The organism is Enterobacter sp. Lyrl_3 (genome assembly GCF_051948675.1).
GTDB lineage: Bacteria > Pseudomonadota > Gammaproteobacteria > Enterobacterales > Enterobacteriaceae > Enterobacter > Enterobacter cloacae.
Window position 1 is genome coordinate 379,026 of the sequence record NZ_JAYJLI010000002.1, and the last position, 14,240, is coordinate 393,265.

Annotated in this window: 14 protein-coding genes; 8 read left to right on the forward strand and 6 right to left on the reverse strand. The window is 55.7% G+C overall.

Going from position 1 to position 14,240, the window contains the following annotated elements:
- Positions 1 to 57 precede the first annotated feature (57 nt).
- Complete coding sequence (locus VF709_RS07005) at positions 58 to 474, forward strand: pyrimidine (deoxy)nucleoside triphosphate diphosphatase (protein WP_045902848.1); 417 nt, start codon at positions 58 to 60, stop codon at positions 472 to 474.
- Here the strand turns inward: VF709_RS07005 and VF709_RS07010 are convergent.
- Positions 434 to 706, reverse strand: a complete 273-nt coding sequence (locus VF709_RS07010) for a YnjH family protein (RefSeq protein WP_013097042.1) — start codon at positions 704 to 706, stop codon at positions 434 to 436. The genes VF709_RS07005 and VF709_RS07010 overlap by 41 nt on opposite strands.
- A 228-nt stretch (positions 707 to 934) precedes the next feature.
- On the opposite strand from VF709_RS07010, the gene gdhA reads away from it, so the two are divergent.
- Positions 935 to 2,278 (forward strand): NADP-specific glutamate dehydrogenase, encoded by a 1,344-nt coding sequence (gene gdhA, locus VF709_RS07015; RefSeq protein WP_020688396.1) that lies wholly within the window; start codon positions 935 to 937, stop codon positions 2,276 to 2,278.
- Between the two features lie 57 nt (positions 2,279 to 2,335).
- On the opposite strand, the gene VF709_RS07020 is transcribed toward gdhA, so the two are convergent.
- The 3 genes from VF709_RS07020 to VF709_RS07030 all read right to left on the reverse strand — a co-directional run bounded on the left by VF709_RS07020 (position 2,336) and on the right by VF709_RS07030 (position 5,959).
- Positions 2,336 to 4,243 carry a DNA topoisomerase III gene (locus VF709_RS07020; RefSeq protein WP_038979877.1) on the reverse strand — a complete coding sequence of 636 codons (1,908 nt, stop codon included), beginning with the start codon at positions 4,241 to 4,243 and terminating at the stop codon, positions 2,336 to 2,338.
- 4 nt (positions 4,244 to 4,247) lie between these two features.
- The gene (selD, locus tag VF709_RS07025; RefSeq protein WP_014831513.1) at positions 4,248 to 5,291 is read right to left on the reverse strand and encodes a selenide, water dikinase SelD; all 1,044 of its coding nucleotides are present in this window, start codon (positions 5,289 to 5,291) and stop codon (positions 4,248 to 4,250) included.
- 116 nt (positions 5,292 to 5,407) lie between these two features.
- Positions 5,408 to 5,959, reverse strand: a complete 552-nt coding sequence (locus tag VF709_RS07030) for an NAD(P)H nitroreductase (RefSeq protein WP_013097046.1) — start codon at positions 5,957 to 5,959, stop codon at positions 5,408 to 5,410.
- A gap of 167 nt (positions 5,960 to 6,126) precedes the next feature.
- Here VF709_RS07030 and sppA point away from each other — a divergent pair, with 167 nt between their 5' ends.
- The 4 genes from sppA (at position 6,127) to VF709_RS07050 (ending at position 11,143) form a co-directional block, all read left to right on the forward strand.
- The gene (sppA, locus tag VF709_RS07035) at positions 6,127 to 7,983 is read left to right on the forward strand and encodes a signal peptide peptidase SppA (RefSeq protein WP_440231184.1); all 1,857 of its coding nucleotides are present in this window, start codon (positions 6,127 to 6,129) and stop codon (positions 7,981 to 7,983) included.
- A gap of 63 nt (positions 7,984 to 8,046) precedes the next feature.
- The gene (gene ansA, locus VF709_RS07040; protein WP_013097048.1) at positions 8,047 to 9,063 is read left to right on the forward strand and encodes an asparaginase; all 1,017 of its coding nucleotides are present in this window, start codon (positions 8,047 to 8,049) and stop codon (positions 9,061 to 9,063) included.
- A 9-nt stretch (positions 9,064 to 9,072) separates the two neighbouring features.
- Positions 9,073 to 9,714 (forward strand): bifunctional nicotinamidase/pyrazinamidase, encoded by a 642-nt coding sequence (pncA, locus tag VF709_RS07045; protein ID WP_029881996.1) that lies wholly within the window; start codon positions 9,073 to 9,075, stop codon positions 9,712 to 9,714.
- A gap of 172 nt (positions 9,715 to 9,886) precedes the next feature.
- Positions 9,887 to 11,143, forward strand: a complete 1,257-nt coding sequence (locus VF709_RS07050) for a glycoside hydrolase family 18 protein (RefSeq protein WP_038419137.1) — start codon at positions 9,887 to 9,889, stop codon at positions 11,141 to 11,143.
- A gap of 60 nt (positions 11,144 to 11,203) precedes the next feature.
- Here VF709_RS07050 and VF709_RS07055 read toward each other — a convergent pair whose 3' ends face one another.
- Positions 11,204 to 11,482: a YeaC family protein gene (locus VF709_RS07055; RefSeq protein ID WP_013097051.1), complete on the reverse strand. Its 279-nt coding sequence runs from the start codon at positions 11,480 to 11,482 to the stop codon at positions 11,204 to 11,206.
- A 41-nt stretch (positions 11,483 to 11,523) separates the two neighbouring features.
- Positions 11,524 to 11,937 carry a peptide-methionine (R)-S-oxide reductase MsrB gene (msrB, locus tag VF709_RS07060; protein WP_013097052.1) on the reverse strand — a complete coding sequence of 138 codons (414 nt, stop codon included), beginning with the start codon at positions 11,935 to 11,937 and terminating at the stop codon, positions 11,524 to 11,526.
- Positions 11,938 to 12,278: 341 nt separating this feature from the next.
- On the opposite strand from msrB, the gene gapA reads away from it, so the two are divergent.
- Both gapA and VF709_RS07070 read left to right on the forward strand, forming a co-directional pair.
- Positions 12,279 to 13,274 carry a glyceraldehyde-3-phosphate dehydrogenase gene (gapA, locus tag VF709_RS07065; protein WP_013097053.1) on the forward strand — a complete coding sequence of 332 codons (996 nt, stop codon included), beginning with the start codon at positions 12,279 to 12,281 and terminating at the stop codon, positions 13,272 to 13,274.
- Between the two features lie 72 nt (positions 13,275 to 13,346).
- A complete protein-coding gene (locus VF709_RS07070; protein WP_013097054.1) occupies positions 13,347 to 14,231 on the forward strand; it encodes a D-hexose-6-phosphate mutarotase in 885 nt (294 codons plus the stop codon).
- Positions 14,232 to 14,240: the final 9 nt, after the last annotated feature.

Consider the following 14,240-nt stretch of genomic DNA (forward strand, 5'->3'; position numbering starts at 1 on the left):
GGACTCCTGGAAAGGGCACGATAATATGGTGCTTTTCGCTATCAAGTATTGACGACCATGCTGAAAACACTCGATGTCGTTGCGGCAATCATCGAAAAAGACAATAAAATTTTACTGGCGCAGCGCCCCATGCATGCCGATCAGCCGGGCCTGTGGGAGTTTGCCGGTGGAAAGGTGGAAGCCGGAGAAACGCAGCCCGAAGCGCTGATCCGCGAGCTGCAGGAGGAGTTGGGGATCCACGCGCAACCGTCGTACTACGTGGCAAGCCACCAGCGGGAGGTGTCACAGCGGATAATCCATTTACACGCCTGGCACGTGCCCCACTTCAGCGGTGAACTAACGGCGCACTACCACAGCGCCCTGGTGTGGTGTACGCCTGAAGAGGCGTTTGACTACCCCTTAGCCCCGGCGGATATTCCGCTGCTGGAAGCCTTTATTCTTTTACGCGACGCCAGACCAGTGGGTTCGTACTGATGGTGCGTTCATCGCGCTGGCACTGCAGCAGGATGCCGTCCGCTTTCACCACCGCCCCTTCTGAGTAGTTCTGATCCTGATAGATGCAGCACTGGTTACAGGGCTGCGCTCTCTGGCCGCTGGAGCTAAAGACCTCCGGCGGTACGTTCACTTCCACATCCGGGCGAATGCGGTCAGCCTGCGCGCCAGCGCTCAGCATCAAACATAACGCGGTCATCACGTAACGGTTCATAGACTTCTCTTCCTGTTGTGTCCTGATAATGACTATAACGGTTAATCATCGCGGAACCTTTAATTTATCTCGTCATCGCTTTTGGTTATGACGCCGCACAGGTCATTAATTTCCCTTTCGACATAAATTTCTGCTTGCTTCGCAAAGCGGTACGGGTGGTATAGTCAAAAAAACAACACAAATCGTATAAGACACATACGGAAATTATCATAAGAGGTTCTTATATCTATGGATCAGACACGCACTCTGGAAAGTTTTCTCACCCATGTTCAGCAGCGCGACCCGCATCAGAGCGAGTTTGCGCAGGCCGTACGTGAAGTAATGACCACCCTGTGGCCCTTCCTGGAACAAAACCCACGTTATCGTCAGATGTCTTTGCTTGAGCGCCTCGTCGAGCCTGAGCGCGTGATCCAGTTCCGCGTGGCGTGGGTGGACGACCGCAATCAGGTGCAGGTCAACCGCGCGTGGCGCGTGCAGTTTAACTCGGCTATCGGGCCGTTTAAGGGCGGGATGCGCTTCCACCCTTCAGTGAACCTGTCGATTTTGAAATTCCTTGGTTTTGAGCAGACCTTTAAAAACGCGCTCACTACCCTGCCGATGGGCGGCGGTAAAGGCGGCAGCGATTTTGACCCGAAAGGCAAAAGCGAAGGCGAAGTGATGCGTTTCTGCCAGGCGCTGATCACCGAGCTTTATCGCCACCTTGGCCCGGATACCGACGTCCCTGCCGGTGATATCGGCGTGGGCGGGCGTGAAGTGGGCTTTATGGCCGGAATGATGAAAAAGCTCTCAAACAACAGCGCCTGCGTCTTTACCGGCAAAGGACTCTCCTTCGGCGGCAGCCTGATCCGCCCGGAAGCGACCGGCTACGGTCTGGTCTATTTCACCGAAGCGATGCTGAAACGCCACGGCTTAGGCTTCGAAGGCATGCGCGTGGCGGTCTCCGGCTCCGGCAACGTGGCGCAATATGCCATCGAAAAAGCAATGCAGTTTGGTGCCCGCGTAGTCACCGCGTCTGATTCCAGCGGTACCGTCGTGGATGAAGCCGGCTTCACGGCTGAGAAACTGGCGCGTCTGTGTGAAATTAAAGCCAGCCGCGATGGCCGCGTGGCCGATTATGCCCGCGAGTTTGGTCTGACCTATCTTGAGGGTAAACAACCGTGGGGCGTGCCGGTGGATATCGCCCTGCCGTGTGCAACCCAGAACGAACTGGACGTTGAAGCCGCCCGCACCTTAATCAGCAATGGCGTAAAAGCGGTAGCCGAAGGGGCGAATATGCCAACCACCATCGAGGCGACCGATCTGTTCCTGGAAGCAGGCGTACTGTTTGCACCGGGCAAAGCCGCCAACGCCGGCGGCGTGGCAACGTCCGGTCTGGAGATGGCGCAAAACGCCGCGCGTCTGGGCTGGAAAGCGGAGAAAGTGGATGCCCGTCTGCACCACATCATGCTGGATATTCACCACGCCTGCGTAGAGTACGGCGGTGAGGCCTCGCAAACCAACTACGTGCGTGGTGCGAATATCGCCGGGTTCGTGAAGGTGGCGGACGCGATGATTGGGCAGGGTGTGATTTAAAGTTTATCGTGCGGCCGGGTGCCCTCTCCCACAGGGAGAGGGAAAAAAACGAGGGTATCAGGCCGCGCTCTTTTTCTTTTTAAACGGTTTCTTCGCACCACCACCCGGTGCCACCATTCCTCTGAACCGCTTCACCGGCGTGCTGCGCGCCTGATCGATCAGCTGGTACAGCGTCCCCACCAGCGGCTGCATAAAGTCCTGATAACGGCACTGTTTCTCGCTGATTTGCGTCAGCACCGATTCCCAGTGCGCCGTCATATCCGGCCTGGCGGCCAGCTCCGGCAGGGAGTGGATTAATGCCCTGCCCGGCTCGGTGGAGTGAATATAGCGCCCTTTTTTCTCCAGGAAGCCGCGCTTGAACAGCAGTTCGATGATCCCCGCGCGGGTCGCTTCGGTTCCCAGCCCGTCAGTGGCGCGCAGGATCTTTTTCAGCTCTTTGTCCTGCACAAAACGGGCAATCCCGGTCATGGCGGAGAGTAGCGTCGCATCGGTGAAATGGCGTGGTGGCTGCGTCTGGCGCTCTACCACTTCCCCTTTCTCACACAGCAGCTCGTCGTCTTTAGCCACCACCGGCAGCGGAGTACCGTCGTTCTCTTCGTCACGCTCTTTGTTGCCAAGCAGCGTACGCCAGCCCGCTTCCGCCAGAAAACGCGCTTTGGCAATAAATTTGCCTTTGGCGATCTCCAGCTCAATGACGCACTTGCGGAACACCGCGTCCGGGCAGAACTGCATCAGATACTGACGCGCGATCAGGTTATAGACCTTCGCTTCGTTCTCCGTCAGGTTGACGTTGCTGGCCCGCGCCGTCGGGATGATCGCATGGTGTGCATCGACTTTTTTATCGTCCCAGCAGCGGTTATGGGTATCCGGGTTGACGACCGGCTGCGGCAGCAGATCCGGCGCATGCACGCCGATGGCGTTCATCACCGCGTGGCGTCCGGCAAAGTGTTCTTCAGGCAGGTAGCGGCTGTCTGAACGCGGATAGGTGATGAGCTTGTGGGTTTCGTAGAGCTTCTGGCAGATATCCAGCACGTTCTGCGCGCTCAGGCCAAAGCGCTTCGCGGCCTCAATCTGCAGGGCAGAAAGTGAAAACGGCAGCGGTGCGGGTTCGGATTCCCGTTTATCGTTATAGCTGGTGACGATGGCAGGTTGACCGGTGATCCGGTTGACCACGTGCTCCGCCAGCGGACGGTGCAGCAGACGGCCTTCTTCATCCTGATACGATTCGCAGGCATCGCTCGGCTGCCAGACGGCGGTAAAACGCTCCTCTTTCGGGGTGACGATGTGCGCTTTCACTTCGAAAAAATCTTTGGCAACGAAGTTTTCAATTTCTTCATCACGGCGCACCACCAGCCCCAGCACCGGCGTTTGCACGCGGCCAACGGAGAGTACCCCCTGATAGCCGGCATTCCGCCCAAGGATCGTGTAGGCGCGGGTCATGTTGATCCCGTACAGCCAGTCTGCGCGCGCACGGGCCAGCGCGGACACGCACAGCGGGATAAACTCGCTGTTGGCGCGCAGACGTGAAATCGCCCGCTCCACCGCCTGCGGGTTGAGGTCGTTAATCAGGCAGCGCTGCACCTGCTGGCGTTTTTCCGGCGCCAACTCCAGATAGTCCAGCACTTCATCCACCAGCAGTTGTCCTTCCCTGTCCGGGTCACCGGCGTGGACAACTTCAGACGCTTCATGCAGAAAGCGCTTAATGACGTTGAGCTGTTTGGTGACGGAGGGGCGCGGTTGCAGGCGCCATTTTTCCGGCACGATAGGCAGATCGTTGAGGTTCCAGCGGGCATAGCGGCTGTCGTAGACGTCTGGCTGTGCCTGCTCAAGCAGGTGACCAATGCACCAGGTGACCACCTGCCCGTTACCGCATTCAATAAAGCCGTCGCCTTTGCGATGCGGCTTAGGCAGCACATCGGCGATGGCACGAGCCAGACTCGGCTTTTCGGCAATAAACAACCGCATCGAATTAACGGATCTCAATCATCGGTCGGCCACCGCGCGCGGTCACCAGTTCGCCGATCGCCGTCAGGGTAATACCAAACTCGGCGGCCGTTGCCTGCACCTCGGCTTCTGACTCCGGCGTGACTGCCAGCAGCAGACCACCCGAGGTTTGCGGATCGCACAGCAGGTTACGCCACTCTTCAGGCATTTCGCCCATCAGATGACCATAGCTGGCAAAGTTACGCTGAGTACCGCCCGGCACGGCGCCCTGGGCAATGTACGCTTCCACGCCTGGCAGCTTCGGCACGTCCTGATACCAGACCTGCGCCTGCACACCCGCGCCCTGACACACTTCAGAGAGATGCCCCAACAGGCCAAAACCGGTGACGTCGGTCATCGCCTTCACGCCGTCGATATTGGCGAAAGCGGCACCGGCCAGGTTCATCTGGCACATCACTTCCGTTGCCAGACCTTTGTGTTCCGGTTTCAGCAGGGATTTTTTCTCGGCAGTGGTCAGTACGCCAATGCCCAGCGGCTTGGTGAGGAACAGCTTGCAACCCGCCTGCGCGGTGCTGTTGCGTTTGACGCGCTCGGTAGGCACCACGCCCGTGACCGCCAGACCGAAGATCGGCTCCGGCGCATCAATAGAGTGACCACCGGCCAGGGCAATCCCCGCCTGCTGGCAGGCAAAGCGTCCGCCCTCAATCACCTGGCGGGCTATTTCTGGCGCCAGGGTGTTGATCGGCCAGCCCAGAATCGCAATCGCCATAATCGGTTTACCGCCCATCGCGAAGATATCGCTGATGGCGTTGGTCGCCGCGATGCGCCCAAAATCGAACGGGTTATCGACAATCGGCATAAAGAAGTCAGTGGTACTGATAATGCTGGTGCCGTTACCCAAGTCATAAACCGCTGCATCGTCACGCGTTTCGTTGCCAACAAGCAGGTTCGGGTCGACAAACTTCGCCTGTTCGCTGTGCAGGATGGTTTCCAGCACTTTGGGGGAAATTTTACAACCGCAACCGGCTCCGTGGCTGTATTGCGTTAAACGAATGGTTTGCTCGCTCATGGACATCTCCTGTCAATGCAATCGCGCTATGGTAGCGCTCATTCCTTAAAGAGGTAAGTATGACTGTCTGAATTCTGCGGCAGATGCTCAGAATCCAGACAGTTTAGCGCGCGTTATCAGAAACGGCTGACGAAAGGCGTAGTGTCCGGCACGCTAATGGTGCTGGAGGCTTTAAGCTGAGGGGTGCCGAGATAGAGGAAACCGACGATTTTGTCATGCTCGCCGCAGTTGAGTCCGTCGCGCACCGCCGGGCTTTCAGTCAGTGGCCCGGTACGCCAGATACCGTTGAAGCCTTGTGCAACAGCGGCCATCTGCATCGCCATCACCGCGCATCCCGCCGACATCTCCTGCTCCCAGACCGGCACTTTATGCTCCGCCTGACATTTCGCCACGACGGCGATAATCATCGGTGCACGGAACGGCGCGTTACGGGCTTTATCGATCCCTTTCTCATCCTGACCGGCGGCAACCGCCCCCTGCTCCAGCAGCTGGCTGAAGCGCTCGCGGCCTTCACCTTCAATAATAAAGAAGTGCCACGGCTGAAGTGTGCCGTGATCCGGCGCACGCATACCGGCACGCAGAATGTTCTCCAGCTGCTCACCCGCTGGCGCAGGTTCCGCCAGACGTGACGCGCTACGGCGGTTAACAAGCAGTTCAAGTGCGTCCATTGGTTAACTCCTTTCTTGAAATTTACTCACAAAATTAACACGACGGCAGATTTTGTTACAGCCTGGCAGGCGATTCCTGCTGACAAGTGGCGGTTGGGTCATTACGATAACCCAACATTACCGTCCAGTGGCGACGGAAACAGTCATTTTCTGGTTAGGGAGAATACATGCGAACCCTTTGGCGAATCTTTGCCGGTTTCTTTAAATGGACGTGGCGACTGCTCAATTTCGTCCGCAACCTGGTGATGAACCTCGTTTTCATCCTCCTGGTGCTGGTTTGCGCGGGCATCTGGATGCACATCAGTAACGCAAACCAGTCACAGCATTCGACGCGCGGCGCGCTGCTGCTCGACATCACCGGCGTGATTGTCGATAAGCCTTCCACCAGCAATCGTCTGGGAGTGATTGGTCGTCAGCTATTCGGCGCTACCTCGGACCGCCTGCAGGAAAACTCCCTGTTCGATATTGTCGATACCATTCGTCAGGCAAAAGATGATCGCAACATTACGGGTATCGTGCTGGATCTGAAAGATTTTGCCGGGGCCGACCAGCCTTCCATGCAGTACATCGGCAAAGCCCTGCGTGAATTCCGTGACAGCGGTAAACCGGTGATCGCAATAGGCGACAGCTACAGCCAGGGGCAATATTATCTGGCGAGCTTTGCCAATAAAATCTGGCTTTCACCTCAGGGTACGGTCGACCTGCACGGCTTTGCCACGAACGGGCTTTACTACAAATCTCTGCTCGACAAGCTGAAGGTCACCACCCATGTGTTCCGCGTCGGTACGTATAAATCTGCCGTTGAGCCATTCATCCGTGATGACATGTCCCCTGCCGCCCGTGAAGCGGACAGCCGCTGGATTGGTGAGCTGTGGCAGAACTACCTGACCACAGTTGCCAGTAACCGCCAGATTAGCCCTGCACAGGTCTTCCCTGGTGCTCAGGGCGTGCTGGACGGCTTGCGCAAGGTTGACGGCGATACCGCGAAATATGCGCTTGATAACAAGCTGGTCGATGCCCTGGGAACCGGCGCGGAGATCGAAAAGTCCCTGAGCAAACAGTTCGGCTGGAGCAAAGAGGATAAAAATTACAGCGCGATCAGCATGTACGATTACGCGGCGAAAAAGCCGGATGAGAGCGGTGACAGCGTTGCAGTTGTCTTCGCCAATGGCGCAATCATGGACGGTCAGGAGACTCCGGGGAACGTCGGGGGTGATACCACCGCGTCGCAGATCCGTGACGCGCGTCTTGACCCGAAAGTGAAAGCGATTGTGCTGCGTGTGAACAGCCCGGGGGGCAGCGTCAGCGCCTCTGAAGTGATCCGCGCCGAGCTGGCCGCTGCGCGTGCAGCAGGTAAACCGGTGGTGGTTTCCATGGGCGGCATGGCGGCTTCCGGCGGTTACTGGATCTCAACCCCGGCTAACTACATCGTCGCTAACCCAAGCACCCTGACCGGATCAATTGGCATCTTCGGGGTGATCAACACGGTAGAGAACAGCCTGGATTACCTGGGTGTGCATACGGATGGTGTGGCCACTTCACCGCTGGCGGATGTGTCGGTAACCAAATCCCTGCCACCTGAAGTGTCCGAAATGATGCAGCTCAGCATTGAGAATGGCTACAAGCGCTTTATCACGCTGGTCGCTGACTCGCGTAAAAAGACGCCGCAGCAGATCGACGAAATTGCTCAGGGCCACGTCTGGACAGGACAGGATGCGAAGAGCAACGGCCTGGTCGACAGCCTGGGTGACTTTGATGACGCGGTGAAGAAAGCCGCCGAACTGGCGAAGCTCAAACAGTGGCATGTTGAATACTATCAGTATGAGCCGTCGTTCTTCGATATGGTGATGGACAGCATGTCCGTCTCCGTGCGCGCCATGTTGCCGGAAGCGCTGCAGGCTTATCTGCCAGCGCCTGTCGCCACGGCCGCTAAAGCGATGAAAGCGGAAAGCGATAAGCTCGCGGCGTTTAATGATCCACAAAGTCGTTACGCGTTTTGCCTGACCTGCGCAAACGTACGTTAAACCCCGTCCCCTCTTCCGGTGAAGAGGGGATTTTTTTCTTTTGAAGAACAAGAAATCACTACCATGCAGAAGAAATCGATTTATGTAGCCTACACTGGCGGTACCATCGGGATGCAGCGCTCTGAAAACGGCTATATTCCTGTGTCCGGTCATCTTCAACGTCAGCTTGCCCTGATGCCGGAATTCCACCGCCCGGAAATGCCTGACTTTACCATCCACGAATACGAGCCGCTGATGGACTCCTCCGACATGACGCCGGAAGACTGGCAGCATATCGCGGATGACATCAAAGCCCATTACGACCAGTACGACGGCTTTGTGATCCTGCATGGTACCGACACCATGGCCTTTACCGCCTCGGCGCTCTCCTTCATGCTGGAAAACCTGAGCAAGCCGGTGATTGTCACCGGCTCGCAAATTCCGCTGGCGGAACTGCGCTCGGATGGACAGATTAACCTGCTTAACTCTCTCTATGTGGCGGCGAACTACCCGATTAACGAGGTCTCGCTGTTCTTCAACAACCGTCTGTATCGTGGCAACCGTACCACCAAAGCGCACGCCGATGGGTTTGACGCCTTCGCCTCTCCAAACCTGCAACCGCTGCTGGAAGCGGGTATTCATATTCGTCGTCTGGGCACGCCGCCTGCGCCGACCACCTCAGGCGAGCTGATCGTTCACCCGATCACTCCGCAGCCGATCGGTGTGGTAACCATTTATCCGGGCATCTCTGCTGATGTGGTGCGTAACTTCCTGCGCCAGCCGGTAAAAGCGCTGATTTTGCGCTCCTACGGTGTGGGTAACGCGCCGCAGAACAGTGAATTCCTGAAAGAGCTGCAGGAAGCGAGCGAGCGCGGGATTGTGGTGGTTAACCTGACGCAATGTATGTCCGGCAAGGTCAATATGGGCGGCTATGCCACCGGTAACGCTCTGGCGCATGCGGGGGTGATCAGCGGATTCGATATGACCGTCGAGGCCACACTGACTAAACTTCATTATTTACTGAGTCAGGATCTGGACATCCAGTCCATTCGCAGCGCCATGATGCAAAACCTGCGCGGCGAACTGACCCCGGACGAATAAGGAGGCCTCATGAAACAACGCGCCCTGTTACTGGTCGATTTGCAAAATGATTTCTGCGCGGGCGGCGCACTGGCCGTCGCAGAAGGTGACAGCACGGTCGACGTGGCCAATACCCTGATTGACTGGTGTAAATTGCGCGGTGAAGCCGTTGTCGCAAGCCAGGACTGGCATCCGGCCAACCATGGCAGTTTTGCCAGCCAGCACGGCGTTGAACCCTTCAGCCAGGGTGAGCTCGACGGTCTGGCGCAAACCTTCTGGCCCGATCACTGCGTGCAGCAAACGGAGGGCGCCGCGCTACATCCGCTGCTGAATCAGAAAGCCATCGACGCGGTGTTTCATAAAGGCGAAAACCCGGCTATTGACAGCTACAGCGCCTTTTTCGATAACGGACATCGTCAGAAAACGGCGCTGGACGCGTGGTTACGTCACCACGAGATCACCGAGCTGATTGTGCTGGGTCTGGCAACCGATTACTGCGTGAAGTTTACCGTGCTGGACGCGCTCCAGTTGGGTTATACGGTCAGCGTCATCACCGACGGCTGTCGCGGGGTGAACATTCAACCACAGGACAGCGCGCAGGCGTTTATGGATATGGCCGCTGAAGGCGCGACGCTGTATACGCTGGCAGACTGGCTGGAGACGCAGGCGTAATCTTTTATGCCGGGGGGGCGGCTTCGCCTTTCCCGGTATTTCCACTCCGATCCCCATAAAGTGAACTCCCTCGCATCACCAGCGAAGCGGCAATGCTATGCTTTTCAGGCTGTTTTTTCGCCACGCTTTTTCTGTGGCGTGGTTATTTTTATTATGTCAAAGAGGAACACCTATGAAACGTTTGCCATTGCTGGCAGCTTTACCCTTGCTTTGCGCGTCAGTTGCTTACGCCGCTCCCCTGATGTCCGTGGGCTACTTCAACGGCGGTGGTGATGTCACTGCCGGACCCGGCGGCGATATAAATACGCTTGATGTCCGCCAGATCACCCACCTGAACTATTCGTTTGGCCTTATCTACAATAACGAAAAAGACGAAACCAACGCCGCATTGAAAGATCCGGCGAAGCTGCATCAGATCTGGTTATCTCCGAAAGTGGCGTCCGATCTGGCGCTTATCCCACAGCTTCGTAAACAAAACCCGAATTTAAACGTTCTGCTTTCCGTCGGTGGCTGGGGTGCCCGCGGTTTCTCGGGCGCAGCAGCCACCAAAGAGAGCCGAGCGGTGTTTATCCGCTCGGCGCAGGAGATTGTTGAGAAATACGGTCTGGACGGGATCGACCTTGACTGGGAGTACCCGGTAAACGGCGCATGGGGGCTGGTCGCAAGCACGCCTGCAGACCGGGATAACTTCACCTTCCTGCTGAAAGAGCTGCGTGCCGCCTTCGGGCAGAAAAAACTGGTCACGATTGCGGTTGGGGCCAATGCGGAAAGTCCGAAAAGCTGGGTCGATGTGAAAGCCATTGCTCCCCTTCTCGACTATATCAACCTGATGACCTACGACATGGCGTACGGCACTCAGTATTTTAACGCGAACCTGTATGACTCCAGCGCCTGGCCGACCGTGGCGGCAGCAGATAAATACAGCGTTGATTTTGTGGTGAACAATTATCTGGCCGCGGGGCTGAAGCCAGAGCAGATGAACCTTGGGATTGGTTTCTATGGGCGCGTGCCAAAACGCGCTGTGGAACCGGGCATTGACTGGAGTAAGCCCGATGCGCAAAACAATCCGGTGACACAGCCTTACTTCGGCCCACAGGAGATCGGGTTGTTCAGATCACTTGGTTATGACCTGACCAAAGATACCTACGTGAAGTACAACGATATCGTGAAGAAACTGCTAAACGACCCGCAAAAGCGCTTTACCGAACACTGGGACGACCAGGCGAAAGTGCCGTGGCTTTCCGTGAAGGGCGCCGACGGGAAGGATCTGTTTGCCCTCTCGTATGAGAATCCACGTTCCGTCGCTATCAAAGCGGACTATATCAAAGAGAAAGGTCTGGCAGGCGCAATGTTCTGGGAGTATGGGGCGGATGATAATAATCAGTTAGCGAAGCAGCTGGCAGAGTCGCTCGGGATCTCGCACAAGTAGTGAGGCAATCAAACCCTCTCCCACAAGGAGAGGGTTGAGTGAGGGCATCAACCCACACCGTTATTGTATTTTCATCGTCGCAATCGGCTTTGGCGTGATACCAAACTCTTCCTTCAGTTCACGCTTGCTCTTCATCACCATCTGGCCGTTGGTATCGATTGTCATGTGCTGCGCATCGGTGTTGTTGCGCGCCTGCCACAGCATGACCAGCTGCAGGCTGTTCTCTTTTTGCTCCGGGGTTAAGGCAACGCCATCAGGCCATTTCCCCAGCTCAACGGCGGTGACCAGACGCTGATAAACCTCCGGCGTCATACCGTTAATCATGTCATCAATATTCACGATCTCTCCCTTTCAAAGGAATAATTTGCTGAATCGTTTTTTCAACCTTTAATCTGGTCGCCGTTTTCATCGTCGCTAAAGCTCAGAGAAGCTGAGTTAACGCAGAAACGCTCGCCCGTTGGCTGAGGGCCATCCGGGAAGACATGCCCCAGGTGCGCATCGCAGTTGCCGCAGCGAATTTCGGTACGCACCATACCGTGCGACGAGTCAGTTAAGTAGCGGATCGCGTCATCGCTCACCGGCTCGTAAAAGCTCGGCCAGCCGCAGCCAGAATCGTATTTCGTTTGTGAATTGAACAGGGGGGCGTCACAGACCAGGCAATGGTATACGCCATCGCGTTTGTTATGCAGTAAACGCCCGGTAAATGGCGGCTCCGTGCCGTGATTCTGCGTCACGTAAAACTGCATTTCTGTGAGGTTTTTTTTCAAATCGTCAGGGTTACGTTGGTTCGACATATGCTTACATCTCGCTGTAGAAACAGACACCTTTTAACCCGGATTCTAACAAAACATTAACACCCTTGCGTGCACTTTTGATCTAAACTTATGTGTCGCGAAAAGGCGGTCAGGCAATTGTGATCATGCTCACATATTTATCCTGCGAGGCCTTTAAAATTCCGGGCGCAGCCCCCATGTGGTTGCTAGCTCAAAGGGAAAGTGAGGCGAGTCAGTCGCACAAACGTTAGTCACAGGATTGATTTGTCGCAATGATTGACACGATTCCGCTTGACGCTGCGTAAGGTTTTTGTAATTTTACAGGCAACCTTTTATTCACTAACAAATAGCTGGTGGAATATATGACTATCAAAGTAGGTATCAACGGTTTTGGCCGTATCGGCCGTATTGTTTTCCGTGCTGCTCAGAAACGTTCTGACATCGAAATCGTTGGTATCAACGATCTCCTGGACGCTGAATACATGGCGTACATGCTGAAGTACGACTCAACTCACGGTCGTTTCGACGGCACCGTTGAAGTGAAAGACGGCCACCTGGTTGTTAATGGCAAAACCATCCGCGTTACTGCTGAGAAAGACCCAGCTAACCTGAAATGGAACGAAATCGGTGTTGACGTTGTTGCTGAAGCAACCGGTATCTTCCTGACCGACGAAACTGCGCGTAAACACATCACCGCGGGTGCAAAAAAAGTTGTTCTGACTGGTCCTTCCAAAGACAACACCCCAATGTTCGTTCGTGGTGCTAACTTCGAAACTTACGCTGGCCAGGATATCGTTTCTAACGCATCCTGCACCACCAACTGCCTGGCACCGCTGGCAAAAGTTATCAACGACAACTTCGGCATCATCGAAGGTCTGATGACTACCGTTCACGCGACCACCGCTACTCAGAAAACCGTTGACGGCCCGTCTCACAAAGACTGGCGTGGCGGCCGTGGCGCGGCTCAGAACATCATCCCATCCTCTACCGGTGCTGCTAAAGCGGTAGGTAAAGTACTGCCAGAACTGAATGGCAAACTGACTGGTATGGCGTTCCGCGTTCCAACTCCTAACGTATCCGTTGTTGACCTGACCGTTCGTCTGGAAAAAGCTGCTTCTTACGAAGACATTAAGAAAGCAATCAAAGCTGCTTCCGAAGGCCCAATGAAAGGCGTTCTGGGTTACACCGAAGACGACGTTGTATCTACCGATTTCAACGGCGAAGTATGCACTTCCGTGTTCGATGCTAAAGCAGGTATCGCACTGAACGACAACTTCGTTAAACTGGTATCCTGGTACGACAACGAAACCGGCTACTCTAACAAAGTACTGGACCTGATCGCTCACATCTCCAAATAAACTGGAATGAGTGCTTGATCCAAAAAGGCGACTTCGGTCGCCTTTTTTATTTATAAGACAGAGGATTGCTTAATGATTAATAAAATTTTTGCACTTCCGGTAGTCGAACAACTTACCCCTGTGCTCTCCCGTCGCCAGATTGATGGCGCTGATGTTATCGTCGTTGACCACCCGCGTGTGAAAGCCTCCGTTGCGCTGAACGGCGCCCACCTGCTCTCCTGGAAACCAGAAGGTGAAACGGAAGTGCTGTGGCTGAGCGATGCGACCTCTTTCAAAAAAGGGGCGGCGATCCGCGGCGGCGTGCCTGTCTGCTGGCCATGGTTTGGCCCGTCAGCGCAGCAGGGACTGCCTTCTCATGGTTTTGCCCGCAACCAGCAGTGGACCCTGAAAGCGCATAACGAAGATGATAACGGTGCCGTGCTGACCTTTGAGCTTCAGGCCAATGACGAGACCCGTGCGCTGTGGCCGCACGAGTTTACCCTGTACGCCCGCTTCAAGCTGGGTAAAACCTGCGAGATTGAGCTGGAAGCGCACGGCGAGTTTGAAACGACCTCTGCCTTGCACACCTACTTCAACGTGGGTGATATCAGCGCGGTAAAAGTGAGCGGCCTTGGCGATACCTATATCGACAAAGTGGACAATGCAAAAGAAGGGAAACTCAGCGACGGCGTGCAGACCTTCCCTGACCGTACCGACCGCGTTTACCTGCATCCGGAAGCGTGCAACGTGATCCACGACAGCGCCCTCAACCGTGGCATCGAAGTGATTCACCATCATCACAGCAACGTGGTGGGCTGGAACCCAGGTCCGGCGCTCTCAGTGAGCATGGCCGACGTGCCCGATGACGGTTACAAAACGTTTGTCTGCGTCGAAACGGCCTGCGTCACTACGGCGCAAAAAGCCAGCGAAGAAAAACCGTCTCGCTTAGGGCAGACTATTCGCATTGTGAAGCGCTAAGACGCGGTA

Coding starts and splice junctions, on each gene's coding strand:
- VF709_RS07030 (WP_013097046.1), bottom strand. CDS start 5,959: ATGGACGCACTTGAACTGCTTGTTAACCGCCGTAGCGCGTCACGTCTG.
- sppA (WP_440231184.1), top strand. CDS start 6,127: ATGCGAACCCTTTGGCGAATCTTTGCCGGTTTCTTTAAATGGACGTGG.
- VF709_RS07020 (WP_038979877.1), bottom strand. CDS start 4,243: ATGCGGTTGTTTATTGCCGAAAAGCCGAGTCTGGCTCGTGCCATCGCC.
- VF709_RS07070 (WP_013097054.1), top strand. CDS start 13,347: ATGATTAATAAAATTTTTGCACTTCCGGTAGTCGAACAACTTACCCCT.
- VF709_RS07050 (WP_038419137.1), top strand. CDS start 9,887: ATGAAACGTTTGCCATTGCTGGCAGCTTTACCCTTGCTTTGCGCGTCA.
- gapA (WP_013097053.1), top strand. CDS start 12,279: ATGACTATCAAAGTAGGTATCAACGGTTTTGGCCGTATCGGCCGTATT.
- VF709_RS07010 (WP_013097042.1), bottom strand. CDS start 706: ATGAACCGTTACGTGATGACCGCGTTATGTTTGATGCTGAGCGCTGGC.
- pncA (WP_029881996.1), top strand. CDS start 9,073: ATGAAACAACGCGCCCTGTTACTGGTCGATTTGCAAAATGATTTCTGC.
- selD (WP_014831513.1), bottom strand. CDS start 5,291: ATGAGCGAGCAAACCATTCGTTTAACGCAATACAGCCACGGAGCCGGT.
- gdhA (WP_020688396.1), top strand. CDS start 935: ATGGATCAGACACGCACTCTGGAAAGTTTTCTCACCCATGTTCAGCAG.
- VF709_RS07005 (WP_045902848.1), top strand. CDS start 58: ATGCTGAAAACACTCGATGTCGTTGCGGCAATCATCGAAAAAGACAAT.
- ansA (WP_013097048.1), top strand. CDS start 8,047: ATGCAGAAGAAATCGATTTATGTAGCCTACACTGGCGGTACCATCGGG.
- msrB (WP_013097052.1), bottom strand. CDS start 11,937: ATGTCGAACCAACGTAACCCTGACGATTTGAAAAAAAACCTCACAGAA.